The sequence below is a fragment of the Antarcticirhabdus aurantiaca genome, assembly GCF_009765365.1.
In the GTDB taxonomy this organism is placed as follows: Bacteria; Pseudomonadota; Alphaproteobacteria; order Rhizobiales; family Rhizobiaceae; genus Antarcticirhabdus; species Antarcticirhabdus aurantiaca.
Map to the genome: position 1 here is coordinate 16,587 of NZ_VTOM01000009.1, position 26,145 is coordinate 42,731.

The window sequence follows — 26,145 nt, forward strand, 5'->3', positions numbered from 1 at the left end:
GGACGGGTGGTTGCGGTCAGTCCTCCCGGCGCCGCGCGCGGATGGTTTCGAGCATCTCCAGGTTGTTACGCGCCGTTTCCGACGAGATCCGGGCGCGCTCGAGAGCCAGGATCTGCTCGTTGTCGCGCCGCTCCTGTTGGCGGAGCATGCATTGCGTGTGGGCGTGCGAGCCGGGGCGTGCGCCGAAGTCGGCGCAGGTGCCGGCGTCCTGATAAAGGTCCGCCCGTCGCTGCTCCCCGTCCGACAGGCAGCCGGCGGAGGCCAGGGCGACGAGGAGCACGCCGCCGAGCGGCAGCAGCCGGCGAGCACGGGTCGCGGCGGTCATCGCGGCGCCTCCACCGTCAGGCCCGTCCAGCGGGCGGCGAAGGCCAGCATGTCGGCGAGCTGATCGACGGCCTTCCCGGTCGGCATGCCCGCGCCGTGCCCGACCTGCCGGTCGACGCGCAGGAGGCGGGGTCGGTCGCCCAGGTCGGCGGCCTGAAGGGTGGCGGCGTACTTGAAGGAATGGCCGGGCACCACGCGGTCGTCCGTGTCGGCCGTTAGCGTCAGGATGGCGGGGTAGTTTCGCCCCGGCGCGATGGTGTGCAGCGGCGAATAGGACAGGAGGTTGCGGAAGTCGGCCTCCTGCCCCGGATCGCCGTAGTCTTGCCTCCAGAACTGCCCGCCGGTGAAGCGGTCGAAGCGCAGCATGTCCATGACGCCGACGCCGGGGAGCGCCGCGGCGAAGAGGTCGGGGCGCTGGTTCACCACGGCGCCGACGAGCAGCCCGCCGTTCGACTCGCCCTGGATCGCGAGGCCGCCGGGCGCGGTGATCCCCTCGCTCTTGAGGTACTCGCCGGCCGCGATGAAGTCGTCGAAGACGTTCTGCTTGTTGGCCATGCGGCCGGCATCGTGCCAGGCCTTGCCGTACTCCCCACCGCCGCGGATGTTGGCGACGGCGTAGACGCCGCCCTGCTCGACCCAGGCGATCGTGGCCGGCGAGAAGAAGGGCGTCATGCTGATCCCGTAGCCGCCATAGCCGTAGAGGAGGGTCGGCGCGGGATCCGCGACGTCCTTGCGCCGCACGAGAAAGAGGGGCACGCGCGTCCCGTCCGTCGAGGCGAAGAAGCGCTGCTCGACTTCGATGGCGTCGAGGTCGGCCTCGACCTTCGGCTCCGCCCAGACGGTGGCGGCGTTCTTCGCGACGTCGTAGCGAAGGATCGTCGTCGGCGCGTCGTGGCTGGTGAAGACGAAGAAGGCCTCGGCGTCGTCGGCCCGGCCGGTGAAGCCGCCGGCGCTGCCGATGCCGGGAAGCTCGACGGTGCCGTCGGGCGTGCCGTCCAGGCGGAAGCGCTCGATCCGCATGCGGGCATCGACGATGGTGGAAAGGACCAAGCGACCGCCGATCAGCACCGCCTCGCGCAGCGCCGCATCGCCTTCCGGAATCAGGTCCTCGAAGCGGCCGTCCGGGTCGGCGAGGTCGAGGGTGACGATCTTGCCCCGCTCGGCGCCCTTCTGCGTCGAGAGAAAGAGCTTCGTTCCCACGTTGCCGACGAGCGCCCAGGCGTTCGTCGTTTCCGCGACGAGGACGCGCGGCGTCCAAGCGGGGTCCTCGAGGTCGACGATCGCGAGCGCGTTGCCGCCGGCGCCGGGCATCGACGAGACGGTGGCATAGCGGCCATCCTCCGTGACGCAGACGATGTTGAGGAGGTTCGGCCGATCGGGCGTTTCGAACAGGAGCCGGTCCTCGGCCTGCGGCGTGCCGAGCCGGTGGAAGTAGACGGCGTGGCCGGCGACCGGCGTCTCGAAGCCCTCGTCCGCCGCCGCGTCCGGGAAGCGGGCGTAGAAGAAGCCCGACCCGTCCCGCGCCCAGGCGATCGTCGTGAACCGGACGCGGGCGAGTTCGTCGTCGAGGAAGGCCTCGCCGTCGACGTCGAGGATCCGGATCCGGCGCCAGTCGCTGCCGCCCTCCTGCATGGCGAAGGCGACGTGGGATCCATCCTGCGAGACCGCCCATTCCGCGAGCGCGACGTCCCCCTTTTTGGACCACCTGTTCGGATCGAGGATCACCCGGTCGCGCCCGTTGACGCCTTCGCGCATCACGAGCGTCGCCTGGGCTTCGAGTCCGGCAAGGCGCGGCGAGAAGTAGCGCCCGCCCCGCTTTTCCGGCACGCCGAACTGCTCGTGGTCGAACAGCGCGGCGAGCCGCGTGGCGAAGGCGTCGCGCTCCGGCAGCCCGGCGAGGTAGGAGCGCGCGAGCTTGTCCTGCGCATCGACCCAGCGCGCCACCTCGGCGTCGCGGCGCCAGTCGGTCTCCAGCCAGCGATAGGGATCGGCGACATCGACGCCGAACAGGTGGTCGACGACGTCGACGCGCTTGGTGTCGGGATAGATCATCGGCATGTCCTCGTTGGCGGAGGCGGGCAGCGCTCCGAGCAGAAGGGAGAGGCAAAGGGCGCTCGCGCGCCCGGCGAGACGCGCGGGAGCGGTGCGGGCATGCGGGCTCCGCTCCCCGGCGGCACGGCGCGCGTCGGGGCCGAGCCCGGATAGCCGGGCTCTTCTCGTCGGGATCATGGTGGCTCCGTGTGTTCGATGAGGCGCGCCGCGACAGGCGGCGGCGCGCGGCTCAGTCGCGAGCCGGCCTCAATCCTCGACGGGATCGCAGATCGGCAGGGTGCAAGCTACCCGGATGGCAGCGGCGATGCGGCCGGACAGTTCGTCCAGCGTGAAGTGCCGGCCGCCGTTGATGGCGGCCGAACTGATCTCTTCGTCGACGAGGCGCAGGGCGGCCATGGCGGTCGCCGCGCAGAGCCTGACGTCGAACTCTTCGGGCGAGCGGCCGGTCCGCGCCGCCACGACGCGGACGAACTGCTCCTCGGCCTGGGCACAGGCCATCAGCCAGGCCGAGCGCAGCGCCGGCTCCTTGGGCAGCATCGCGACGAGGCGGGCGGCGGCGACGCCGTCGCGGACATACTGCTCGTCCCCGACGAAGGCGCGCATGGTGGCGAGGAGGTAGGCCTCGAGCGACTGAGACCGCGGCCAGGCTTCGAGGTATGCCGCGAAGCGCAGCTCCGTTGCCAGGAGCAGCGGCTCGGCGCAGGCTTCCTTGGAGCGGAAGTAGCGCCAGACCGTGCGCTTGGAGAGACCGGCAGCCTCCGCGATGGCGTCGCCGCTGGTTCCGTCCACGCCGTGCTTCCAGAAGAGGTCCGCCGCGTGCCGCGACACGGCGAGCCGCGCCTCCTCCATCTTCGACCGTTCGATCGCCGCCTCCGTGTCACTTGGTGCCACAGAGATATGGCACTAAGTGACAGGCGGTGCAAGATGGGTGGACGATGAATCCGGCGGCGCTACCCAGACGCCCAGCAAGCGTTCGGCCGCGTCAGGCCCTGTCCAGCCCGTCGACGGTGCGGATGCCGGCGAGGACGAAGTCGGAAAAAGCGCGCACCGCCGGACGCATGAAGCGCACGGAGGGATAGGCGAGGAACAGCTCGGTCGGGCGCACCTCCCAGTCCGGCAGGATGCGCACCAAGCGGCCGGACCTCAGATCGTCGGTGACCAGCAAGGACTGGACCGGACCTGCCGCATGGCCGTCGAGAAGCGTTCGCCCGACCACGTGCGCGTCGTTGGAATGAAGGATCGAGCGGACCTCCAGCTCCAGCACCTGACCGTTCGACAGGAGCGCCAGCCGGTTCTTCGCCGTCATGGAGCGCGACGTCGTCACCAGCGGAACCTGCGACAAGCGCTCCACCGTGTCGACGGGGCCGTGCTCGTCGAGAAAGGCCGGGCTTGCGACAAGGATGCGACGCGCGAGCCCCAGGCGGCGGATGACGAGGTCCTGCGCGCTCGGTCGCCCGTGCATGAAAGCCATGTCGAAGTTCTCGAAGACGAGGTCGACCGTCCGGTTCTCCAGCACCAGCTCGAACGTCACGTCGGGATGGGCGCGCTGGAACCGCATCACGAGGGGATGGAGATACCGCCCCCCGATGCAGGACGGCGCGTGGAGGCGAATCGTCCCCTCGATCGAGCCGGTCATCGCGCTGAGGCCCTCGACGGCGGCGTCGATGGAGGCGAGCGCCGAGCGGCTGGCGTCGTAGAGCGCCTGGCCTTCCGGCGTCGGCCGCACGAGGCGCGCGGAGCGCTCCAGGAGGCGCGCCTGCACACGCCGCTCCAGGTTGGCGATGTGCTTCGACACGGCGGGCTGCGACAGCGACAGGTCCTGGGCGGCGGCCGTGATCGAGCCGCGCTCGACGGTCCGCGTGAAGGCTCGAAGCGCCGCTGCCAGATCCATCCCGCCCCCACGCGCCTGCCCGCCCGGACGGCCTGGCCTCCCCCGTGGCCATCCATTCGCTTCGGCTATGCTGCCGATCAATCATAACCATCTGGAAGGATGCGGGGCAAGGTGTAGATATCGGCCTTCGTCGTCGAGCTCGAGCCTGTGATTTGACCGCACCTCTTCTAACCCGCCGCGCCTTCGTTCTGGGAGCGGCCGCCCTCAACCTCCTGTCGGCGGGATGCGTCGCGACACGGGATGCCCCGCCCCAGGCGCCGGCGCCGCAGCTGCCGCCCCCGCCCCAACCGGCGGCGATCGAGCCCCAGGGCTTCGATGGGCAGCGCACGCCCGAACTCGACGCCCGCTACGCGGCCCTCGTCGATGGCGGGCACGAAATCCCGGCCGTGCCCTACTGGAAGATCGACCCGAAGTTCTATCGCCAGCAGGTCACCGACCCCACCGCCGAGGCGCCGGGAACGGTGGTGGTCGATACGGCCAACCGCTTCCTCTACCTCGTCGAGCCGGGCGGCACCGCGATGCGCTACGGCGTCGGCATCGGCCGTGTCGGCTTCACCTGGGAAGGGCGCGGCATCGTGCACTGGCGTCAGCACTGGCCGCGCTGGAAGCCGCCGGCCGAGATGATCGAGCGCCAGCCCAACCTCGAGCGCTATTCCGTCGCCAATGGCGGCATGGAGCCCGGCATCGGCAACCCGCTGGGCGCACGCGCTCTCTACATCCACCAGAACGGCGAGGACACCCTCTACCGCCTCCATGGTTCGCCGGAATGGTGGACGATGGGCACCGCCGCCTCGGCCGGCTGCGTCCGGCTCGTGAACCAGGACGTGATCGACCTCTACGAGCGCGTGCCCCATCACGCGCCGATCGTCGTCAGGCAAACCCCGCTCTCGGCCTGAGGCCCGGCCCGCTCGTGACGCCCCGCCTCCGTCGCCCTCTGCGGCTGCGAAACCCTCGACGTCACGACCTCCACACCGATCCCGAGCGATCTCTCGAAACGGCGATGCGGGTGAAAAGCGAGGGCTTCCCGAACCCGCCCGATCCGACCTCGACTTCGGCCGGCGTCAGCTGGCTGACTGCACCCTCTCTCCCGCTCGCCCCGGAGCAGTTGGGCGATCGGGAGAGAGGGTGATGCGGCTCAGTTCGTCGAAGGAGCGCCGCTCGACGCCGTTCCGAGCAACGCGTCGGGACGGCTGATCGGAACGCCCCGCATGGACGAGGCTTTCGCCAGTCCGCTCGGCCCGAGCTTGCGCAGGGTCTGGAGGTAGCTGGGGTGCATGCCCCCGTCGACGTAGGCGACGGGCTTCGAGGGCTGGCGGGTCGCCAGGATCGCCTTCACCGCTTCCTCGTCGGCCGAACTGACGGCGAGGAGGTCGGGCGGCCCGCCCGTCACGGAGGGCGGGCACTCGGCCAGCGGGTCGAGCGTCTTGGCGATCTCGTCGGGCACGTCGAAGACGTAGCGCCGCCCGCAGGAGGAGACCTTCGGCTCCTGACCGCGGACGCGGAAGGCATCGTAGCCTTCCTTGAGGTTGCGCCAGAACGCGATGTTCGGGTCCGAGCGGTAGCGCGCCATGTTCTCGGGCGTCATCCGGAACGGAAAGGCCTGCACCTGGAAGGACTTCTTCTCGCCGGCCAGCGCGTCGCGCGCCAGGGCGTAAATCTCGCCCATCGCCTCGTCCGTCATGGCGAAGCAGCCGACGGAGGCGCAGGCGCCGTGGACCATCAGCGAATCGCCGGTGTGCCCGAGCGCGCGCTCCAGGCGGTTCGGATAGCCGAGGTTGAAGGAGAGGTAGTACTGGGACTTCGGGTTCAGGAGGCCGGCCGTCACCGTGTAGAAGCCTTCCGGCGCCTGGCGATCACCCTCCTTGACCTTCGGCCCGAGCTTTCCGGACCAGCGGCACATCGGATAGGTCTTCAGAAGCTCGTACCGGCCGCTCGCCGCGAGCTTCCAGACCTCCAGTTCGCTTTCCTGCTTGAAGACGCGCACGAGGATCGGGCTCGACGGCGTCATGCCCTTGGTCCGCATCTGGGCCATCAGCGCGGCCGGGATCGGCTGGAGGTGCGGCGCCGGGTCGAGGACGTCGTCCATGACGTTGACGCAGCCCCCGAGCACCAGGGTCAGGGCGACGGCCGAGAGGGCGGACTTCAGTCTTCTGAGCACGTCTGGTCGTCCGTGGATTGTCGGCTTGCAGCGAAGGGGTCGGCGGTTGGAGCGAAGTCGGGCGATGATCGCCGAGGATAGAGCGATTCCGGTCAAGAATGGGTTAAGCATGGATGGACGGCATCCGCGTGACGCACAAGCGTGCGACGGCGAACACCAGGTTCCTGGTGTCGCCACCTTCAATCGGCACGACCTTGCGCCAGGATGGCGACGTCCGCAGAGCGTCCTCTCGACCGCCTCCTCGAGGCGCGCCTGCGACGCGGCTCCTCGTCGAGTCCGCTGTCAGACGCTGGGAATGTCCACCCACCGCCCGAGGCGCGAGGACTCCATGCAGGCGTCGACGATCTGGCAGATGTGGTGGCCCGTCTCGAAGGTCGGCCACATGGGCGTATTGGTCGCCACCGAGCGGACCACCTCGGCGATCTCGATGATCTTCATCTCGTTGTAGCCGAGGGAGAAGTTCGGCAGCGGCAGGAAGGCGCGGTAGTTCGGGTTCTCGGGACCGACGTCGATCTCGCGGAACCCGCGGCGGCCGGCCCGGTCGTCGTTGGTGTAGAAGCGCAGGCGGTTCACCTCGTCCCAGTCGTAGGCGATGCTGCCCTTGGTGCCGTAGACCTCGTAGGTCTGCCTGAACTTGCGCCCGGTCGCCACCCGGCTGAAGTCGACGATGCCCCTCGCCCCGTTCTCGAAGCGGCAGAGGAGGTTCGTGCCGTCGGGATTGGTGACCTCCGCCATGGCCTCGTCGCCCGTCAGCTCGGCCCCCTCGCCGATGCCGAGGCCCGCGAAGATTGGGCGGCGCGGCGTCGCGACGAAGTTGTCGGCGACGAGCGAGCTCACGCGGCCGACCAGGAACTCCATGAAGCTGAAGACGTGCGTGCCGGTGTCGCCGACGATGCCGGTCGGCGCGAGCGTCCCGTCGGCCCGCCACATGAAAGGCGCGGCGGGATCACCGAAGACGTCGATGTGCTGGCAGCCCTTGAACATCTTGATCTCGCCGATCTCGCCGGCGTCGATGATCTCCTTGGCGCGATCGTGGATGGGATTGCGCGGGAAGGCATGGCCGACGCGCGTGATCAGGCGCTTCTCCCGCGCGATGTCGGCGAGCTCGCGCGCTTCGGCCGCCGTGTTGGCGAGCGGTTTCTCGCAGAAGACGTGCTTTCCGGCGAGAAGGGCCGCCTTGGCGACCTCGTAATGGAGGTCGTCGGGCAGGCAGATGTCGACGAGATCGACCTCGGGATGGTTCACCGCCTGCCGCCAGTCCTGGAAGACCTGCGCGCCCGGCACCTTCCGCAGGAGCCCCTCGGCGGCCTGCGGGTTCCGGTCCACGAGCGCAACGACGCGCGCGACGCCGCCCGCATCCCCGAAGAAGTGCGGGAAGGTCAGGAAGGCCATGGTGTGCACCTTGCCCATCCAACCGGACGCGCCGATCACCGCGACATTGACGTCCTTCATGGTGGTCATCCCTTCTGTTCGTTGGAAGCTCGAGCGGCGGGCCTTCGCAGCGCCTTCGCGCCGGTTCAGCCCGTCGCGGCCAGGCGTCGGTTGCCCGAGAACACGGCCGGCGGAAGCGGCTGCATGCCGCGGATGAGGTCGGCGCCCTTCTCTCCCACCATGATCGTCGGCGCGTTGGTGTTCGAGGAGGGCACGAAGGGCATGACCGAGGCGTCGCAGACCCGGAGGCCCTCGATGCCGTGGACCTTCAGGTCGGGACCGACCACGGCCATGGCGTCGTGTCCCATCTTGCAGGTGCCGACGGGATGGTGGTCGGTCTTGGCATTGGCGCAGCCGTATTCGAAGAGGTCCGCGTCGCTGATCACCTTCGGGCCGGGCAGGACCTCGCGCTTGACGAAGGGCTTCAGCGCCTGCGCCGACAGGATCTCGCGGGCGAGCTTCAGGCCTTTGATCGACATCTCGCGGTCGTAGGGGTCGGCCCAGTAGTTCGGGTCGATCAGCGGGGCCGCGGCGGGATCGGCGGAGGCGAGACGCACCGTGCCGCGCGAGCGCGGCCGCAGAAACGCCGAGTTCAGGGTGACGCCGGCATTGGCGAGCTTCTCGACACCCTTCTCGATGCCCGATCCAAGCCCGAGGTGGAACTGGATGTCGGGATACTCCGCCGTCGGGTCGGCGTACCAGAAGCCGCCGGTCTCGAAGAGGCTGGAGGCGACGGGGCCCTTGCGGGTCAGGATGTATTGGAGCCCGGCCAGCACGGTCCTGTGCGGCTTGGCGACGCCGTCATAGGTGTGATCGCCTGTGCATTCGGCGACCGCGAAGAGGTCGAGGTGATCCTGGAGGTTGGAGCCGACGCCCGGCAGGTCGTGGACCGTCTCGACCCCCACCGCGCGCAGATGGTCGGCCGGGCCGATACCCGACTGCATCAGGATCTTCGGCGAGCCGATCGACCCGGACGAGAGAATGATCTCCCGATCCGCGCGCAGGGTCTCCGGGCCGCTCTCCCCCTGGATCTCCACGCCGACCGCGCGGCCCTTCTCCACGAGGATGCGCGACACGCGCACGCCGGTGCGAACGGTCAGGTTCGCGCGCGCCTCGGCCGGCTTGAGGTAGGCGACGGCGGCGGAGGAGCGGCGGGCATTGCGCTGGGTGAGCTGGTAGTAGCCGACGCCCTCCTGCACCGCGCCGTTGAAATCCGGGTTGAAGGGGATGCCGCGCTCCTGCCCGGCCTTGAAGTATCCCTCGCAGATCGGCAGCGGCGAGATCGGGTTGGACACGCCGATCGGGCCGCCCTGCCCGTGATAATCGTTGGCGAAGCGCTGGTTGTCCTCGGCCCGCATGAAGTACGGCAGGACGTCGCGATAGCCCCATCCCTCGCAGCCGGCCTCGACCCAGCGCTCGTAGTCGCCGGGATTGCCGCGGGTATAGATCTGGGCGTTGATCGACGATCCGCCGCCGATGATCTTCGCCTGGGTGTACCAGAGGACCCGGTTCTTCATGTGCTTCTGCGGCACGGTGGACCAGCCCCAGGAGCCGAGGCCCTTCGTCATCTTGGCGAAGCCGGCCGGCATGTGGATGAAGGGATGGCGGTCGCGCCCGCCGGCCTCGAGGAGCAGGACGGAAACGCTCGGGTCCTCGCTGAGGCGGCTGGCGAGGACGCAACCGGCGGGGCCTCCGCCGACGATGATGTAGTCGGTCATGGACGGGTATCCAATGTGAAATGCGGGATCGGCGTGTCACCGCCCCGCGCCCTGCGCCGAGCCGGGACCTGCCGCGGCGGTTTCATGCCGCGAGATCCCCGGATGCGATGTGGTCGCCGACGCGCAGCGCCTGCGCGGCGACCGTCAGCGCGGGGTTGACGGCGGCGGAGGTCGGCAGGAACGACGCGTCCACGACGAAGAGGTTCGGGTGGTCGAACGCGCGGCAGAACGTGTCGAGCGGCGCTATCGCGGGGTCCGTTCCCATCCGCACGGTGCCGCACTGGTGCGATGGCGTCCGGCGGTCGAAGGTCCGGTGGAGGACGACGGGATAGCCGATCGAGCGCAAGACGCCGCGCATCCTGGCGACGAGCTTCTCGTGCGCCGCCATGTTGCTGCGCCGCCAGTTCAGCACGATGCCGCCGTTCTTGAGGGTAACGCGGCTCTCGGGGTCCGGCAGGTCCTCGCTCATCAGGTACCAGTCGGTCGAGCGCTTTGCCATCCAGTCGAGCGCGGCGAAGGGTGCCAGCGCCATGTTGGCCTTGAGGATGTGGCCGTCGATCTTGCCGAGCATCTGGACGTTGCCGAGCGGTCGGCCGCCCTGCCCGTCGCCGAGATAGAAGTCGTTCACGCCGATCGTCTTCTGATAGACGAGGCCGTGGCGCCGGCGCGGATCGAAGGCGATCATCGCCGTCGCGTTGTGGTTCATGAAGTTGCGGCCGACCTGGTCGGAGCGGTTGGCGAGGCCGGCCGGGTTGCGCGCGTCCGCCGAGCGCAGGAGCAGCGCCGCCGAGTTGATCGCGCCGGCGGACAGGATCACCAGCCCGGCGCGCACGATCTCCCGCGCGCCGCCCCGCTCGACATGGACCGCCTCGATGCGCGTCCCGTCCGGCACGGTTTCCAGGCGCTCGACCTTGGCGCCGGTCACCAGCGTCACGTTGGGATGGGCCAGCGCGACGGCGAGCGCCGCCGTTTCCGCGTCCATCTTGCCGCCGGCGCTGTTCGGGAAGGCGTCCCAGGGCGTGTCGCCTCCGGCGAGCCAGGCGGGCAGGTCGACGCCGAGCGGCAGCGAGTAGGGATGCAGCCCTTGGGCTCGCAGCCGCCCACGAATCTCGGCGATCTCCGCCTCGTCGGGTACGGGCGGATGGGCGTAAGGGGTCGAATGCGGCGGCTCGGTCGGGTCCTCGTTCGCGGCGCCGCGAACGCCGTAGAGCGCCTCCGCCCGGCCGTACCAGGGCTCCAGCTCCTCGTAGGGGAACGGCCAGGCCGGCGAGACGCCGCCGTCGAGCTCCATCTCGGCGAAGTCCTCCCGGCGGTAACGGGTGAGGACCGCGCCGTAGAACTTCGAATTGCCGCCGACGTAGTAGTAGTTGCCGGGGTTGAACGTCTGGCCGTCGCCGTCGAGCCAGAACTCCTTCGGCCGAAAGACGCCCTCGCGGAAGATCGCATGCGTGCTGCGGTCGTGCTCGGCCGGGGCCATGCGCTCGCCGCGCTCCAGGATCACGATCCGCGCGCCGGTCGGCGCGAGCGACGCCGCGATCGTCGCGCCGCCGATCCCCGAGCCGATGATCAGGACGTCGGGGCTGGGTATGGCATCGGCGGTCGTCACCCGATGCGCTCCTCGGTCTTGGGATCGAAGTAGACGATCTTGTCGGTGTGGATGGCGAGGCGCGCGGTCTGTCCCGCCCGGATCGGATAACCAGCCGAGCAGCGGCCGATGGCCTGGCGCCCGCCGAGCTCGCTGATCGCGTAGACGTCGGCGCCGGTCGGCTCGACGACGTCGATGCGGAAGTCGGACACGACGACGGAGGGGTCGGCGCCGTTCTCGGAGCGCGGCTCGGTGATCGCCTCGGGGCGGATGCCGACGATGATCTCGCGCCCGCCATAGCCTTCCAGGATGCGGCCGGCCTTCACCGGCAGCCGCAGCGGCTCGCCGCCGCGCGCAAGGGTGACGGCGCCGCCGTCCGGATCGACGCCGGCGCGCACGAGATTCATCGAGGGCGAGCCCATGAACTCGGCGACGAAGAGGTTGGCCGGCCGCTCGTAGATCTCGGCCGGCGTGCCGAACTGCTGGAGGACGCCGCCCTTCAGGACGGCGATCTTGGTGGCCAATGTCATCGCCTCGATCTGATCGTGCGTGACGTAGACGATCGTCGTCTTCAGCCGCTCGTGCAGGCGCTTGATCTCCGTGCGCATGTCGACGCGCAGCTTGGCGTCGAGGTTCGACAGCGGCTCGTCGAACAGGAAGACCTGCGGGTTGCGCGTCAGGGCCCGGCCCATGGCGACGCGCTGGCGCTGGCCGCCGGAGAGCTGGCTGGGCTTGCGGTCGAGGAGGTGGGTGATCTGCAGAGTTTCGGCGACGCGCTTGACCGCCGCGTCCCGCTCCGGCTTCGGAACCTTCCTCATCTCCAGGCCGAAGGCGATGTTCTGCGCCACCGTCATCGTCGGGTAGAGCGCGTAGGACTGGAACACCATGGCGATGTCGCGGTCGGCGGGCCTCAGGCCCGACACGTCGCGCCCGGCGATGCGGATCTCGCCGCCGGAGATGGGCTCGAGGCCGGCGATCGTGTTCAGGAGCGTCGACTTCCCGCAGCCGGACGGGCCGACGAGGACCAGGAAGCCGCCCTTCTCGATCGACAGGTTGATGTCGTTGAGGACCTGGACCGAGCCGTAGGACTTCTTCAGGTGGACGATGTCGAGGGAGCCCATGAGGGATCAGCCTTTCACGGCGCCCGCCATCAGCCCGCGCACGAAGTAGCGGCCGGCGACGACGTAGACGAGGAGGGTCGGGAGCGCGGCGAGAATCGCGCCGGCGAAGTGGACATTGTATTCGCGCACGCCCGTCGAAGAGTTGACGAGGTTGTTCAGCGCCACCGTGATCGGCTGCGACTGCGGGCTCGCGAAGGAGGCGCCGAAGAGGAAGTCGTTCCAGACGTTGGTGAACTGCCAGATGACGGTGACGACGATGATCGGGCCCGAGGACGGCAGGAGGATGCGGGTGAAGATCTGCCAGAAGCCCGCCCCGTCCATCTCCGCCGCGCGGATCAGCTCGTTCGGAAAGGCCTCGTAGTAGTTGCGGAAGAACAGCGTCGTGAAGCCGAGGCCGTAGACGACGTGGACGAGGACGAGGCCCGGCGTCGTGCCGGCGAGGCCGATGAGCCCGAGGACGCGCGCCATCGGGATCAGCACGATCTGGAACGGGATGAAGCAGGAGAAGAGCATCAGCCCGAAGACGATGCGGTGGCCGGGAAAGCGCCACTTGGTCAGGACGTAGCCGTTCACCGCGCCGAGCATGGTCGCGATCACGACCGCCGGCACCACCATCTTGATCGAGTTCCAGAAGTATGGCGCGAGACCCGTCGCCTCGATGCCGATCTGCGCCTGGTCCCAGGCCGACACCCAGGGCGCCAGCGTCCAGTCCCGCGGCAGGGCCAGCATGTTGCCCTGCTGGATCTCGGACAGGGGCTTCAGCGAATTCACCACCATCACGAACAGCGGCAGCAGGTAGTAGACGGAAAAGAGGATGAGGATCGCGTAGAGCGCGGCGCGGGCGAAGACGGACGCGCGCGAGCCGGCGGCAGGCTCCTCGCGGGGCTTGAGCGACAGGTCGGTCATGAGCGCGCCTTCCCGGCGAGTTCGCTGTAGAGGTAGGGGATGAGCACGGCGGAGATCATCATCAGCATGATCACCGCGGACGACGCGCCGACGCCCATCTGCGAGCGGGTGAAGGTGTAGGAATACATGAAGGTCGAGGGCATCTCCGTCGCGCGGCCGGGGCCGCCGTTGGTCATCGCCACCACGAGGTCGTAGGACTTGATGGCGAGGTGGGCGAGGACGACGAAGGCCGAGAGGAAGACGGGCTTCAACTGCGGGATGACGATCCGCCGATAGGTCTGGAAGGCCGAGGCGCCGTCGATCTGGGCGGCCTTCAGCATCTCGCCGTCGATGCCGCGGAGCCCAGCGAGAAACATCGCCATGATGAAGCCCGAGCTCTGCCAGACCGCGGCGATCACGATCGTGTAGATCGCCATCTCACCGTCCTTGATCCAGGTGAAGGAGAAGCTCTCCCAGCCCAGCGCGTGCATGGTCTGGGCGATGCCGATGCCGGGATCGAGCATCCACTTCCAGGCCGTGCCCGTGACGATGAAGGAGAGCGCCATGGGATAAAGGAAGATCGGCCGGATCAACCCCTCGGCGCGAATGCGCTGGTCGAGAAGGATCGCGAGGAGGAGGCCGAGCGCACAGCAGATGGCGATGTAGAGCGAGCCGAAGATCGCAAGGTTCTTCAGCGCCACCCACCAATTCGGCAGCGAGAACAGGCGGACGTAGTTCCCGAATCCGATGAAGTCGTAGACCGGCAGGAGCCGGGAGCTCGTCATCGACAGGTAGATCGAGAACAGGATGAAGCCGTAGACGAAGAGCAGCACGGCCGCGAAGCTCGGCGCGAGCACGAGCCTCGGCAGCCAGTCGCCCAAGGCTCGCCGCCGCGGCTGGGGCCTGTCCGTCGTCAGGGGCATCGAGGCCAGGGTCATGGCGCGCTCCTCCTCCCGCGCGTCCGAGACGCGCTCGTGCGACCGCTTGAATGGTGGAGGGCGCCCGCCTCCCGACGGGCGCCCCCTCGCCCGTGTCTTACTGCGCGCCCGCCACCGCGGTGACGAGCTCCTGCGTCGCCTGCTCGGGGGTGTAGTCGCCGTTGAAGGCGGCGGTTACGACATCGTACATGGCGTTCTTCACCGCCGCGCGGGCGGCGTGGCCGTGGGCGAGCGAGCCGAGCAGCGTGCCCTTCTCCGCAGCCTCCTTCACGTCGGCGATCGCCTTCTTGCCGCAGGCGTCGAAGGCCTCGTCGGAAACGTCGGTGCGGGTCGGCGCCGAGCCCTTGATCGTGTTGAAGGAGACCTGGAAGGCCGGGTCCTCGATGGCCGCCGCCAGCTTGCTCTGGGCGTCCTGCGCGTTCTCGCCGACCTGGAACATGGCGAACTGGTCGGTGTTGAAGGTCACCGTGCCCTGCGTGCCGGGGAAGCGGTAGCAGAGGAAGTCGGTGCCCGGCTGCTTGCCGGCGTTCAGGAACTCGCCCTTCGCCCAGTCGCCCATGATCTGGACGCCGGCCTCGCCGTTGATGACCATGGCGGTGGCGAGGTTCCAGTCGCGGCCCGAGAAGTTGTCGTCGACATAGGTGCGGAGCTTCGCCATCCGCTCGAACACCGTCTTCATGGTGTCGGAGCCGAGCGCCTCGGGGTCGAGGTCGATCATCGACTTCTGGTAGAAGTCCGGTCCGCCGGTGGTCATCACCACGCTGTCGAAGATCGTCGCGTCCTGCCAGGGCTGGCCGCCGTGGGCGAGCGCCGTCTTGCCGGCCGCCTTGATCTTGTCGAGCGCGGCGATGAGGCCGTCCCAGTCCTTCGGCTCGGAGAGGCCGAGCTCGTCGAACATCGCCTTGTTCACCCAGATCCAGTTGGTGGAGTGGATGTTGACGGGGGCGGCCACCCACTCGCCCTCGTACTTCGAGAACTTCTGGATCGCCTCGGGGATGGCCGCGTCCCAGCCGCCGGCCGCCGCCACGTCGTTGAGGTTGGCGAGCACGCCCTGCTCGGCCCAGTCCTGAATGTCGAAGCCGAGCATCTGCGAGGCCGTCGGCGGATCGCCGGCGGTCACGCGGGAGCGCAGAACGGTCATGGCGCCCTCGCCGCCGCCGCCCGCGACCGGCACGTCGACCCAGGCGACACCCTCGCCCTGGAGCTTGTCCTTCAGCGTCGAGAGCGCCTTCGCCTCGCCGCCCGAGGTCCACCAGTGCAGCACCTGGACCTCTTCGTTCGACTGCGCGGACGCCGAGCCGGCGATGCCGAGCGATGCGGCCGACGCCATCAGCGCGGCGGTCAGAAGGTTGGCGAATTTCATGGTCAGTCTCCTCCCAGAGAGGCCGGAAACGCCCGGCCGGCGTGTATCAGATCGCGTCGACCACCCAAGGCTTGGGGCGGCCGCCGGAATGCAGGTGGAGGGTCTTCTCCTCCGTGTAGTCGAGGGCGGCGTGGATCCCGAGCTCGCGCCCGAGGCCCGATTGCTTGAAGCCGCCGAACGGCAGCTCGCTGGCGCCGTCCATGAAGGTGTTGATCCAGACCGTGCCGGCGCGCAGGGCGCGCGAGACGAGGTGGCACGTGTCGAAGTTCGCGCTCCAGACGCCCGCCGAGAGGCCGTATTCCGTGCCGTTGCCGATCGCGATCGCCTCCTGGGGCGTCTCGAAGGTGAGCACCGTCAGCACCGGGCCGAAGACCTCCTCGCGCGCGATCGCCATGTCCGGCGAGACGCCGGTGACGATCGTGGGCGCCATGAAGCGACCGCTGTCGGCGGACAGCATCGCCCCGCCCGCCGGAAAGCGCGCGCCGGCGCCCCGCGCGCCCTCGACATAGGCGCCGATCTTGTCGGTGTGATCCTGCGAGATCAAGGCGCCGACGACCGTGGCATCGTCCAGCGGATCGCCGACGCGCACGCGCGCCGAGCGCGCCCGCACGCGCTCCACGAGCTCCTCGGCGATCGAGGCGTGGACGACGAGGCGGCTGCCGGCATTGCAGCACTCGCCCGCGTTGAAGAAGGCGCCGAAGACGATGGCGTCCGTCGCCGCTTCGAGGTCGGCGTCGGGGAAAACGATCTGGGCGTTCTTGCCGCCGAGCTCCATCGAGACCTTCTTCAAGGTTCCGGCGGCCGACGCCATCAGTGCCTTGCCGACCTTGGTCGAGCCGGTGAAGGAGAGCATGTCGACGTCCGCGCTCTCGACGGTCGGCGCGCCCGCCTCCGGCCCCGTGCCGGTGACGATGTTGACGACGCCCTTCGGCAGGCCGACCTCGATCAGAATCTCGCCGAGCAGCAGCGCCGAGGCCGAGGTCATCTCGCTCGGCTTCACCACGGCCGTGCAGCCGGCCGCGAGCGCGAACGGCAGCTTCTGCGACAGGATCAGGAAGGGGAAGTTCCAGGGCGTGATGATCGACACGACGCCGATCGGCTCGCGCAGGACGACGCCGAGCTTCGTTTCGCCGATGGTCGAGAAGGACTGGCCGTGGAGCGTTCTGGCGAGCGCGGCGGCGAAGCGCCAGATGTCGACCGCGCCGGCCATCTCGCCGCGCACCTGCGCGATCGGCTTGCCGGCCTCGATCGCGTCGAGCCGGGCGAACTCCTCGGCGCGCGCCTCGATGCGGGCTGCGACCTTGAGGAGGAGGCTCGACCGTTCGGCGCCGGTCATGCGCGGCCAGGTGCCGTTGTCGAACGCGGCCCGCGCGGCGGCGACGGCGGCGAGCGCGTCCTCGCGCCCGGCCCGCTCGTAGATGCTGACGGCGACGCCGTGCGCCGGCGCGACGCGCTCGATCGTTCCGCCGGCGCGTGCCTCGGTCCAGGCGCCGTCGATCAGGAGGCGATAGCGGCGCGGGCCGGCTTGGCTTTCCGGGATCGGGGCGATGGTGATGTGTGCGGTCATCGGTCGGCTCTCGTGTCTCATCGATGCTCAGCGGCCGGGAAAGGCGGGCGGGCGCTTCTCGCGGAAGCTCGACACGCCCTCAAGGCGATCGGCGGTGGTCGCGACGAAGGCGCTGGCGAGGGCTTCCGCCGCCCCCTCGCGCTCCTCGCCTTCGGCGATGTTGAGGAGGAGCTTGACGGCCTGCGTCGCGGTCGGCGCGCGGGCCGCGATGGCCTGCGCCCAGGCAAGCGCCACTTGGCGCCCTTCTCCCGTAGGCGCCAGCCGGTCGGCCAAGCCCTCGCCGAGCGCTTCCTGAGCCGTCAGCACCTCGCCGCCGAGCGCCATGCGGCGCACGATCCGGATGCCGAAGCGGCGCGCCGCGCGCTGCGTGCCGGACCAGCCGGGTACGACGCCGATGGAGCTTTCGGGAAAGCCGAACTTGACGTGCTCCTCCGCGACGCGAAAGTCGGCGCAGGCGGCCAGCTCCAGGCCGCCCCCGAGCGCATGGCCGTCGAGCAGCGCGATCAGCGGCACGGGAAGGCGCGCCAGCCCGTCGAAGATCGCGTGGCCGCGGCGCACCCACCCCTGCGCGAAGCCGAGCGGCTCCATGTGGCCCCAGGCGAGGATGTCGCCCCCCGCGCAGAAGCCGCGCCCCTCGCCCGACAGGATCGCGACGCGGACGCCCGGCTCGGCCGCGAGCGCCGAGACCGCGCCGTCGAGCGCGTCGAGCATCGGCAGGTCCAGCGCGTTGAGCTTGGCGGGACGCGCGAGGACGATCTCGGCGACCGTGCCCGACACGACGAGCCGGACGCCGTGCCCTTCCTCGCCGAAGAGGCGGGCGGTGGAGACGTCAGGCTGCACGGGCTTCTGCCTTCGGCTGGAGCGCGAGGCCGGGCGTGACCTTCCTCGGCAGCGCCAGGCCCATCGGCTCGGGCCGGTAGAGCGCGGCGTCGGAGACCTTGAGGTTCGGCGAGACGAGGAGCGGGAAGTCGGCATGGGCGAGAACGTCGCGCTGAAGGTCGATGCCGGGCGCGATCTCCGTCACCTCGATGCCCGCCGGCGTCAGGCACATGACGCAGCGCTCGGTGACGTAGAGGATGTCGCGGCCGGCGGCGCTCGCGCGCGGGCCGGAGAAGGAGACGTGTTCGACCTCGCGAACCAGCTTGTTGACCTTGCCTTCCTTCTCGATGACCACGCGGCCGTCGGAGACGCCGACGCGCGCGCCGGCCTTGAAGAGGCCGGAGAAGACGATGCGCTTGGCATGCGAGGTGATGTCGACGAAGCCGCCGGCCCCTGCCGTCACGTGCGGCCGGGCGGACAGGCGCGACACGTTCACCGAGCCGTCCTGCCCGATCTCCAGGAAGGACAGGAGCGAAGCGTCGAAGCCGCCGGCCTGGAAATAGGTGAAGAGGTGGGGCGAGGGCATGATGGCCTCGGCGTTGGACGAGCAGCCGAAGGCGAAATCGAGGAGTGGCAGGCCTCCCACGGCCCCTTGCTCGATCACCCAGGTCACCGCCCCGTGCAGCCCCTCCTCCAGGAGGATGCGCGGCACGTTGGCGGAGATGCCGAAGCCGATGTTGACGGCCATGCCGTCGGCGAGCTCGGTCGCGACGCGCCGGGCGATGACCTTCTGCATGCCCCACTCCGCCGTCTCGAAATGCGAGAGCGGATGGAAGATCTCGCCGGAAATGGCGGGGTCGTAGGGCGTCTGCGTCGTCTGCATCTGGTCCGGCGCGACGACGACGTGATCGACGAGGATGCCGGGCACCCGCACGTCCTGGGGCGACTGCGTGCCCGACTTCACCTCGCGCTTGACCTGCGCGATCACGACGCCGCCATTGTTGTGGGCGGCCATGGCCTGCTCCAGCGCGCCGAGAAAGGCGCCCTCGTGCTCGAAGGTGAGGTTGCCGCGCTCGTCGGCGCTGGTCGCGCGGATCACCGCGACGTTCGGGCGGATGGCGGGGAAGAACAGCCACTCCTCGCCGCCGAAGCGTTCGACGCGCACCACCGGCTCGCCGGGATTGTCGTTCATCGCGCAACCATGGCGGCGCGGATCGACGAAGGTGTCGAGGCCGACCTTGGTGAAGACGCCCGGCCGACCGGCCGCCGCCTCGCGATGCATGTCGAAGAGGATGCCGGAGGGGATGTTGTAGGCCTCAACCGCGTTCTCCCCGATCATCCGCCAGATCGCGGGCGGCTCGGCCGTCGAGGGTCCCGAGGGATACGAGCCGCAGATCGTGCGCTTGAGGAGGCCGGGCCTGGCCAGATGGTCGATGCCGCGGATGCCGTACATGTCGCCGGCCGCGATGGGGTGCAGCGTGGTCAGGCCGCGCGGATGCCCCGTCGCCTCGAAGCGTTCGCCGATCGCCGCCAGGACCGCGTCGGGGCAGCCGAGACCCGAGGAGGAGGAGACGGTCACGACCGAGCCGTCGCCGATCAGGCTTGCCGCCTCTTTGGCCGAGATACGCTTGCTCATCGTGTCACCAGTCGCGTTTCGTGTGGTCGCCGGGTGTCCGCGAGACCGACCGGAGATCAACCTCTCCGGAAGCTCGCGGACGATGCAGCCCGGCGCGCCGGGCGCCGGGCCGTGGTCGTGATCGCGTGGGGAAACATCTCGATCGACCGAATCCGGTCGCCGCTCCTGCGAGCGGCGCCGTGCGCCCCTCCTCAAGGCCGCCGGACTTCGACGATCTCTCCGCCTCCCCGGAGAATTTGGAACGTTCCAACATGCGGTGAGCGGATTGTCAATATGCCTGACGAGTGGCGCTGGCTGGAATGATCGGCGGCGAACCCATGCGAGCCTCGGAAAACTGCCTCAGCAAAGCAGACCGGTGCCGCGAAGGGGCGTGATCGACCCCCATGTTGTCGATTTGGCTTCGCCCCGGCGCAACACGGCGGCCAGCGGGCGAGTGTGGACGAGCGCGCAGACAGCCATGCCGCCCCTTGACCATTTTGGATCGTTCCAACAAATTCACCCGAATCGAAGCGCGGAGGATAGGATGGGTCGACCGCGGGTGACCGTCATCGACATCGCTCAGGCCGCGGGCGTCTCGAAGTCGACGGTCTCGCTGGTGCTGCAAGGCTCGCCCCTCGTGAAGGGAACCACGCGGGCGAAGGTCGTCGAGGCGATGAACGAGCTCGGCTATGTCTACAATCGCGGCGCCGCGAACCTGAGGCAGACCGGTTCGAAGTCGGGCATCGTCGGCGTCGTCGTGAACGACCTGACCAACGGCTTCTTCGCCGAGCTCGCGGTGGGCGTCGACATAGTCGTCCAGTCCGCCGGCTTCGTGCAGTTCCTGTCCAACACGGGCGAAAGCATCGACCGCCAGCGCGAGGTCGTCGCCTCGATGCGCGAGCACGGCATCTCAGGCCTCCTGGTCTCGCCGGCGCGGGGAACGGACCCGTCGGACTTCGCGCCGCTCGTCGAGGCCGGCATTCCCGTGGTCGTCGTCGTGCGCAGCCTTCCGGGCGGGAAGCTCTCCTCGGTGGTCGCCGACAATCCGAGCGGCGTCGCCGGAGCGGTTCGCCATCTGGTTTCGCTCGGGCACCGGCGCATCGCCTTCCTCGGCGGCTTCCAGGACACGGCCGTCTTCCACGAACGGCTGTCGGGCTATCGCTCGGCCGTGACGGCAGCGGGCTTCGGCTTCGACGAGGCGCTCGTGGTGCCGTCCGCGCCGTCGCGGGCGGGCGGCGCGGATGCCGTCGCGCGGGCGCTGGCCGTCGAGGAGCGCCCCACAGCCGCCGTCTGCTTCAACGACGCCGTCGCGTTCGGAGCCTGCGACGGGCTGCGGTCGCATCGTCTCGAGCCCGGCCGCGACTTCGCGGTCGTCGGGTTCGACGACGTCATCGAGGCGCGCACCGCTGTTCCCGCCCTCACCACCGTTTCCGTCGATCCGCAGGCCATGGGCCGGCGGGCCGGGCAGCTCCTCCTCAAGCAGATCGCCGCCGGCGGCGTGTCGTCCGAAGCCGTGATGACGTCCGTCCGGCTCGTCGTCCGCGAGAGCTGCGGCGCGCCGCGGCTCGCCGCCCAGGCCTGAGAACCGGCCCGACCGAGTCCGCTTCGTTTCTCGTCACCGTCGAACCTGCGCGCCCGCCGAGCGCTCTCGCCCGAAAGACCCCCATGACCCTCGAAGTCCCGCAACACATCCTCGATGCCCTGACCGACGTCGACATGCCCAAGCTCCCGGCCGAGCCCGCGACCGCCGAGACGATCGTCGTTTCCGGCGCCGAGATGCCGCTCTATCGCCGGGCCTGCGTCGTCGTCGGGTCGGGCGCGGCAGGCCTTCGCGCGGCGGTCGAGGCGAAACGGCGCGGCGTCGACGTCCTGGTGCTCAGCCAGAACGCCTGGGGCGGTACCTCGGCCTGTTCCGGCTCCGACAAGCAGACGCTCCACACGGCCAACACGGCGAATGCGGGCGACAACTTCGGCGCCATGGCCCGCGCCCTGGGGGCGGGCGGGGCGATGGACGAGGACACGGCCTATGTCGAGGCCGTCGGCTCGGCACGGATGATGGCCTCGCTCCAATATCTCGGCCTCCCCCTGCCCCAGGATCCGCTGGGCGGGACCCTGCGCTACCAGACCGACCACGACGAGGTGGGCCGAGCGACGAGCTGCGGCCCCCGCACCTCGCGGCTGATGGTCAAGGTGCTCGCCGAGGAGGCGATCCGTCTCGGGGTGCCGATCCTGAACCATACCACGGCGGTGCAGATCCTCGTGGTCGGCACCGGAGCCGAGCGGCGCGTCGTCGGCGTGCTCGCCCTGCGCGCCGCCGAACGCACGGAGGCGAACCCGCTCGGCCTCGCCGTCTTCCGCAGCGACGCGGTGGTGCTCGCAGCGGGCGGGCCGGGGGAGCTCTACCGCGACAGCGTTTATCCCAACGGCTGCTTCGGCTCGCTCGGCCTCGCGCTCGCAGCCGGGATCGACCTCGTTAACCTGACGGAGAGCCAGTTCGGGATCGGCACGCGGCGGGAGGGCTTCCCGTGGAACCTGTCGGGCACCTACGTGCAGGCGATGCCGCACATCTACTCGGTCGATGCCGACGGCCGGGAGCACCACTTCCTCGCCGACTACTACCGCACGACGCGGGAGCTGGCCTCGAACGTCTTTCGCAAGGGCTACCAATGGCCCTTCCACGCGACGCGGATGCTGGATTTCGGGTCGAGCCTCGTGGACCTCGCGATCGTGCGCGAATCGGCGGCCGGGCGCCGCGTGTTCATGGACTTCCTGAGGAACCCGCTACCCGTCGGCGACGACCTGCCCTTCTCGCTCGACCGGCTGGACGACGACGTGCGCCGCTACCTCGGCACGGCCGGCGCCGACCAAGCGCTGCCGATCGAGCGCCTGCGCCACATGAACCCGCTCGCGATCGAGCTCTACCGGCGCTACAAGGTCGACATCGCGCGCGAGCCGCTGGAGTTCGCCGTGAACAACCAGCACATGAACGGCGGCGTCATGGTCGACGTCTGGGGCCGGACGTCGCTGTCCGGCTGCTACGCGGTCGGCGAGGCCGCCGGCACGCACGGCGTCACGCGCCCGGGCGGGGCCGCGCTCAATGCCGGCCAGGTCTTCGGCACCCGCGCCGCGGAGCACCTCGCGGCACGGTTCGATCCCGACCCGGCGGACGCGGGCACGGCAGGCTTCCACGAGGCCGTCGGAGAGGCGCTGGCTGGTGTCCGCGCAGTCCTTCGCCCCGGAAGCCCGCTGTCGGTTCGAACCATCCGGGCCGAAGTGCAGGATCGGATGAGCGACAAGGCCGGCATGATCTGCGAGGCGGCCGAGGTCGAAACGGCCCTCGCCGACGCCAAGTCGCTCAACGCGCGCATCCGGTCCGAGGGCATCTCCTACGGTCGTCCCGCCGAGGCCGGGCGGGCGCTCCAATGGCGCCAGATGGCCCTCGCCTCGGAAGCGGTGCTCACCGCGCTGGATCATTTCGTCCGCAGCGGCGGGGGCAGCCGCGGCGCGCGCGCGATCATCGACCGAGACGGCGAGTCGCTGCCGCTGGCGAGAACGGGCGCCCTGGAGGACTGCCGCTTCCGCAAGGAGCGCGATGCGCAGCGCGGAGAGCAGATCGTCGTCGCGTCGGGCCGCGACGGCATGAGGGTATCGACGCGCGCCAATCGCAGCTTCGACGAGAGCGGGCGATCGTTCTTCGAGCGGGACTGGCCCGATTGGCTGACGGGGCGGATCTTCTCGTCCGGTGGCCGCAAGAGCGCGGTCGACGGCTGACAGGTCGCGGCTGACGGGATCGATCATGGCCGAGGCGATGCTTGCGGCGTAACTCCTCGGCAACCGCGCGTGAGGGGATCGTCACCCGGGCCGGCGCCCTCAGGCGACGCCATCGTCATCGCCGGGCTGGGCTCGCCGCCCGGTCATAAACGTCATTTGGGGAGCAAAATGATGACTGCACCGGATCTCGAAGAACTCGCGCGCGAGCTGGAGGAGCTTCGCTTCGAACGCTTCGACCTCGACACTGCCTGGCGGCTCGGGTGCATCCTGCGCGAGATGGCGGTGGCCGACGCGCTACCCGTGCGGATCGAGATCAGCGTGGCCGGCAACGTGCTGTTCGCGACCGCCCTGCCCGGCACCAGCCCCGACAACGCGGAATGGGTCCGCCGCAAGCGCAACACCGTCATGCGCTTCCACCGGTCCTCGCTCGCGCTGCGCCTGGAATGCGAGGCGAGAGGCGTCGGGCTCGGCGCGCGGTTCGGCCTCGACGAAAGGGACTTCGCCGCGAGCGGCGGCGGCGTGCCGATCGCCACGCAGGCCACCGGCATCATCGGAGCGGCCGTCGTCAGCGGCCTGCCGGACGTGGAGGACCATCGGTTGCTGGTGCGCGCCATGAGAACGCTGCGCGCCGAGCAGACCGGACAGGCGCCGGCCTGACGGCACGGCCGAACCGGCTGCCCATCCTCGATGATGGCGCGGGCGAGTTCGGGTCATGCCTGAAGTGCGTTTTCCGCGATCGGCTCTGGATGCGTCGATCAGCGCTCGTCGGAGAGGCTGGACGCCGCAGACGCCTGCCGGAGCGGCGCGGTCCAACCGGCGGCCGGACCGGACGCGTTCCGGTAGGCCTCGATGAAGGCGGCGAGCGCCGGGTTCTCGTTGCCCGGCAGCCAGACCATCATCAGCTCCACCGGCTCCGCCGGATCGGCTACCAGCTTTCGGAACGCGACGCCTTCCATGCCGAGACAGGCTGCGCTTTCGGGCACGAGCGCCGCGCCGAAGCCGGCCGCCACGAGCGCCAGCATGGTATGAATCTGTCCGACCTGCTGCACGACGTTCGGCCGCACGCCCGCGCGGTCGAGAATTCCGCTCGTCAGCTCGAAGAAATACTTCGACGCGTCGGGCGAGTAGCCGATGAGGTCGCGGTCGACGAGGTTCGCCGGTGCGAGGACCTCGCGCAGACAGAGCGGATCGTCTCGCTGGAGAGCCACCATCATCGCCTCGGGCGCGAGCGGCAGGCTGGCGTGCCTTGCGCCCGGCGGCAGGGCGCGCAGGAGCCCGACATCGAGCGTGCCGCTGTCGAGCCCTTCGAGCTGGGCATGGGTGACCATCTCCCGCAGCACGACGTCGATCCCCGGCAGCTGCCGCCGCAGGAGATCCAGGAGCGCCGGCATCCGGCTGTAACCGGACGCCGCCGTGAAGCCGAGGCGCAGCGTGCCCGCCTCGCCGCGCCAGACCCGCCGGGTCCAGCTCGCCGCGCTCTCCGACAGGCGCAGGATGCGCCGCGCCTCCGGCAGGAAGGCGCGCCCCGCCGGCGTCAGGCGCACGACGCGGCTCGATCGCTCCAGGAGACGCGCTTCCAGCGCGTGCTCCAGGAGCTGGATCTGCCGGCTCAGCGGCGGCTGCGTCATGTTCAGCCGCGCGGCGGCGCGCCCGAAATGCAGCTCCTCGGCGACCGCCACGAAGCAGCGCAGCTGGCTGAACTCGAACATCGATCCAATTCCCGCATCGATCCATTCGGTCTTTGAGTTAGACCGCATCGACGGGGGCGTCTACTCCTCGGCTCACGAGCCTCGGGCCGAGCACGAATGCTCCGATCCGGGCGCCAGCGCCGACCAGCACTCGGATCGGCCCGATCGAACCGGAACCGGAGGAATCCAGATGACGAATCTTTCGCCCGCAGCGATGGCCAGCGCCGTCGGATCCGGCCTCCTGACCTTCCCGATCACGCAGTTCGACCCGAACAACCGCTTCAACGAGGAGGCCTTCCGCGAGCACTGCTCCTGGCTCCTCGCTCACGACGTCGCCGCCCTCTTCGCGGCCGGCGGCACGGGCGAATTCTTCTCGCTCACCCCGGCGGAGGTCGACGCCGTGGTTCGCGCGTCCGTCGTCGAGACGGCGGGCCGCGTGCCCGTCATCGCGGGCTGCGGCTACGGAACGGCGATCGCCGTGGAGATCGCGCGGGCCGCCGAGAAGGCCGGAGCCGACGGCCTTCTGCTTCTGCCCCCCTACCTCACCGAGGCCGGGCAGGACGGTCTGGCGGCTCATGTCGAGGCGGTGTGCCGCTCGGTGGGCATCGGCGTCATCGTCTACAACCGCGCCAATGCCGTTCTCGGTCCCGACGCGCTGGCACGGCTCTGCGAGCGCTGCCCGAACCTCGTCGGCTTCAAGGACGGCGTCGGCGACCTCGAGCTGATGGCGCGCGTCGCCAGCCGGATCGGCGACCGCCTGACCTATGTCGGCGGCCTGCCCACCGCCGAGACCTTCGCCCTGCCCTACCTCGAGATGGGCGTGACGACCTATTCGTCGGCGATCTTCAACTTCATGCCGGAATGGGCGTTGCACTTCTACAAGGCGGTGCGGGCCCGCGACCGCGACACGGTCGCCCGGGAGCTGAAGGAGTTCGTGCTGCCCTACATCGCGCTGCGCGACCGCGGCCGGGGCTACGCCGTCTCCATCGTCAAGGCCGGCGTCGACGCCGTCGGGCGCCGCGGCGGCCCAGTCCGCACGCCTCTGACCGACCTCACGGCATCCGAGCGGGCCGAGCTCAAGGTCCTGATCGAGAGCGCCGAGGCGCGACTGCCCCGGGCCTCGCTCGCCGCCTGAACCAGCCGCCACCGCGGGTGCGGAACGCGCTCGACGCGCTTCGCACCCCCGCATCCGGAGGGAGGATCCCGATGCTCACCGACC

General features: G+C 69.7%; 21 protein-coding genes. 5 read left to right on the forward strand and 16 right to left on the reverse strand.

Translation table 11 applies throughout. The features are described 5' to 3' along the window. Positions 1-16: 16 nt before the first annotated feature. The 4 genes from FZN60_RS12280 to FZN60_RS12295 all read right to left on the reverse strand — a co-directional run bounded on the left by FZN60_RS12280 (position 17) and on the right by FZN60_RS12295 (position 4,267). Entirely contained in the window at positions 17-325 is a 309-nt protein-coding gene (locus FZN60_RS12280) for a hypothetical protein (protein ID WP_158873777.1), read from the reverse strand. Beyond that, positions 322-2,553: a prolyl oligopeptidase family serine peptidase gene (locus FZN60_RS12285; protein WP_246726739.1), complete on the reverse strand. Its 2,232-nt coding sequence runs from the start codon at positions 2,551-2,553 to the stop codon at positions 322-324. Before FZN60_RS12285 ends, FZN60_RS12280 begins: the two co-directional genes overlap by 4 nt. A 69-nt stretch (positions 2,554-2,622) precedes the next feature. After that, a complete protein-coding gene (locus FZN60_RS12290) occupies positions 2,623-3,225 on the reverse strand; it encodes a TetR/AcrR family transcriptional regulator (protein WP_158873778.1) in 603 nt (200 codons plus the stop codon). 133 nt (positions 3,226-3,358) lie between these two features. Then, positions 3,359-4,267 (reverse strand): LysR family transcriptional regulator, encoded by a 909-nt coding sequence (locus tag FZN60_RS12295; RefSeq protein WP_158873779.1) that lies wholly within the window; start codon positions 4,265-4,267, stop codon positions 3,359-3,361. A gap of 152 nt (positions 4,268-4,419) precedes the next feature. Here FZN60_RS12295 and FZN60_RS12300 point away from each other — a divergent pair, with 152 nt between their 5' ends. Beyond that, complete coding sequence (locus FZN60_RS12300) at positions 4,420-5,163, forward strand: L,D-transpeptidase (RefSeq protein ID WP_246726741.1); 744 nt, start codon at positions 4,420-4,422, stop codon at positions 5,161-5,163. Positions 5,164-5,402: 239 nt separating this feature from the next. Here FZN60_RS12300 and FZN60_RS12305 read toward each other — a convergent pair whose 3' ends face one another. The 11 genes from FZN60_RS12305 to FZN60_RS12355 all read right to left on the reverse strand — a co-directional run bounded on the left by FZN60_RS12305 (position 5,403) and on the right by FZN60_RS12355 (position 19,488). Further along, the gene (locus FZN60_RS12305; RefSeq protein ID WP_369413038.1) at positions 5,403-6,425 is read right to left on the reverse strand and encodes a L,D-transpeptidase family protein; all 1,023 of its coding nucleotides are present in this window, start codon (positions 6,423-6,425) and stop codon (positions 5,403-5,405) included. A gap of 282 nt (positions 6,426-6,707) precedes the next feature. Next, positions 6,708-7,877 carry a Gfo/Idh/MocA family protein gene (locus FZN60_RS12310; RefSeq protein WP_158873780.1) on the reverse strand — a complete coding sequence of 390 codons (1,170 nt, stop codon included), beginning with the start codon at positions 7,875-7,877 and terminating at the stop codon, positions 6,708-6,710. Between the two features lie 65 nt (positions 7,878-7,942). After that, on the reverse strand, positions 7,943-9,574 hold the full coding sequence (locus FZN60_RS12315; RefSeq protein WP_158873781.1) for a GMC family oxidoreductase: 1,632 nt from the start codon (positions 9,572-9,574) through the stop codon (positions 7,943-7,945). Between the two features lie 82 nt (positions 9,575-9,656). Beyond that, a complete protein-coding gene (locus tag FZN60_RS12320; RefSeq protein WP_246726743.1) occupies positions 9,657-11,180 on the reverse strand; it encodes an FAD-dependent oxidoreductase in 1,524 nt (507 codons plus the stop codon). Further along, entirely contained in the window at positions 11,177-12,280 is a 1,104-nt protein-coding gene (locus tag FZN60_RS12325; protein ID WP_158873782.1) for an ABC transporter ATP-binding protein, read from the reverse strand. The genes FZN60_RS12320 and FZN60_RS12325 overlap by 4 nt, the downstream gene beginning before the upstream one ends. Before the next feature lie 6 nt (positions 12,281-12,286). Continuing rightward, a complete protein-coding gene (locus FZN60_RS12330; RefSeq protein ID WP_158873783.1) occupies positions 12,287-13,186 on the reverse strand; it encodes a carbohydrate ABC transporter permease in 900 nt (299 codons plus the stop codon). Beyond that, a complete protein-coding gene (locus tag FZN60_RS12335; protein ID WP_158873935.1) occupies positions 13,183-14,088 on the reverse strand; it encodes a carbohydrate ABC transporter permease in 906 nt (301 codons plus the stop codon). Before FZN60_RS12335 ends, FZN60_RS12330 begins: the two co-directional genes overlap by 4 nt. A gap of 112 nt (positions 14,089-14,200) precedes the next feature. Then, positions 14,201-15,466: an ABC transporter substrate-binding protein gene (locus tag FZN60_RS12340; RefSeq protein WP_158873784.1), complete on the reverse strand. Its 1,266-nt coding sequence runs from the start codon at positions 15,464-15,466 to the stop codon at positions 14,201-14,203. Between the two features lie 46 nt (positions 15,467-15,512). Continuing rightward, positions 15,513-17,033, reverse strand: a complete 1,521-nt coding sequence (locus FZN60_RS12345; RefSeq protein ID WP_158873785.1) for an aldehyde dehydrogenase family protein — start codon at positions 17,031-17,033, stop codon at positions 15,513-15,515. 27 nt (positions 17,034-17,060) lie between these two features. Further along, positions 17,061-17,873 carry an enoyl-CoA hydratase/isomerase family protein gene (locus FZN60_RS12350; protein ID WP_199266557.1) on the reverse strand — a complete coding sequence of 271 codons (813 nt, stop codon included), beginning with the start codon at positions 17,871-17,873 and terminating at the stop codon, positions 17,061-17,063. Continuing rightward, positions 17,863-19,488: an acyl CoA:acetate/3-ketoacid CoA transferase gene (locus FZN60_RS12355; protein WP_158873787.1), complete on the reverse strand. Its 1,626-nt coding sequence runs from the start codon at positions 19,486-19,488 to the stop codon at positions 17,863-17,865. Before FZN60_RS12355 ends, FZN60_RS12350 begins: the two co-directional genes overlap by 11 nt. A 523-nt stretch (positions 19,489-20,011) precedes the next feature. Here FZN60_RS12355 and FZN60_RS12360 point away from each other — a divergent pair. The 3 genes from FZN60_RS12360 (at position 20,012) to FZN60_RS12370 (ending at position 23,895) form a co-directional block, all read left to right on the forward strand. Further along, positions 20,012-21,049 (forward strand): LacI family DNA-binding transcriptional regulator, encoded by a 1,038-nt coding sequence (locus FZN60_RS12360; RefSeq protein ID WP_158873788.1) that lies wholly within the window; start codon positions 20,012-20,014, stop codon positions 21,047-21,049. An 83-nt stretch (positions 21,050-21,132) separates the two neighbouring features. After that, on the forward strand, positions 21,133-23,238 hold the full coding sequence (locus FZN60_RS12365; RefSeq protein ID WP_158873789.1) for an FAD-dependent oxidoreductase: 2,106 nt from the start codon (positions 21,133-21,135) through the stop codon (positions 23,236-23,238). Positions 23,239-23,409: 171 nt separating this feature from the next. Next, positions 23,410-23,895 (forward strand): heme-degrading domain-containing protein, encoded by a 486-nt coding sequence (locus FZN60_RS12370; RefSeq protein ID WP_246726746.1) that lies wholly within the window; start codon positions 23,410-23,412, stop codon positions 23,893-23,895. A 98-nt stretch (positions 23,896-23,993) separates the two neighbouring features. Here the strand turns inward: FZN60_RS12370 and FZN60_RS12375 are convergent, their stop codons facing one another. Continuing rightward, complete coding sequence (locus FZN60_RS12375; RefSeq protein ID WP_158873791.1) at positions 23,994-24,947, reverse strand: LysR substrate-binding domain-containing protein; 954 nt, start codon at positions 24,945-24,947, stop codon at positions 23,994-23,996. 169 nt (positions 24,948-25,116) lie between these two features. On the opposite strand from FZN60_RS12375, the gene kdgD reads away from it, so the two are divergent. Continuing rightward, a complete protein-coding gene (gene kdgD, locus FZN60_RS12380; RefSeq protein WP_158873792.1) occupies positions 25,117-26,061 on the forward strand; it encodes a 5-dehydro-4-deoxyglucarate dehydratase in 945 nt (314 codons plus the stop codon). Positions 26,062-26,145: the final 84 nt, after the last annotated feature.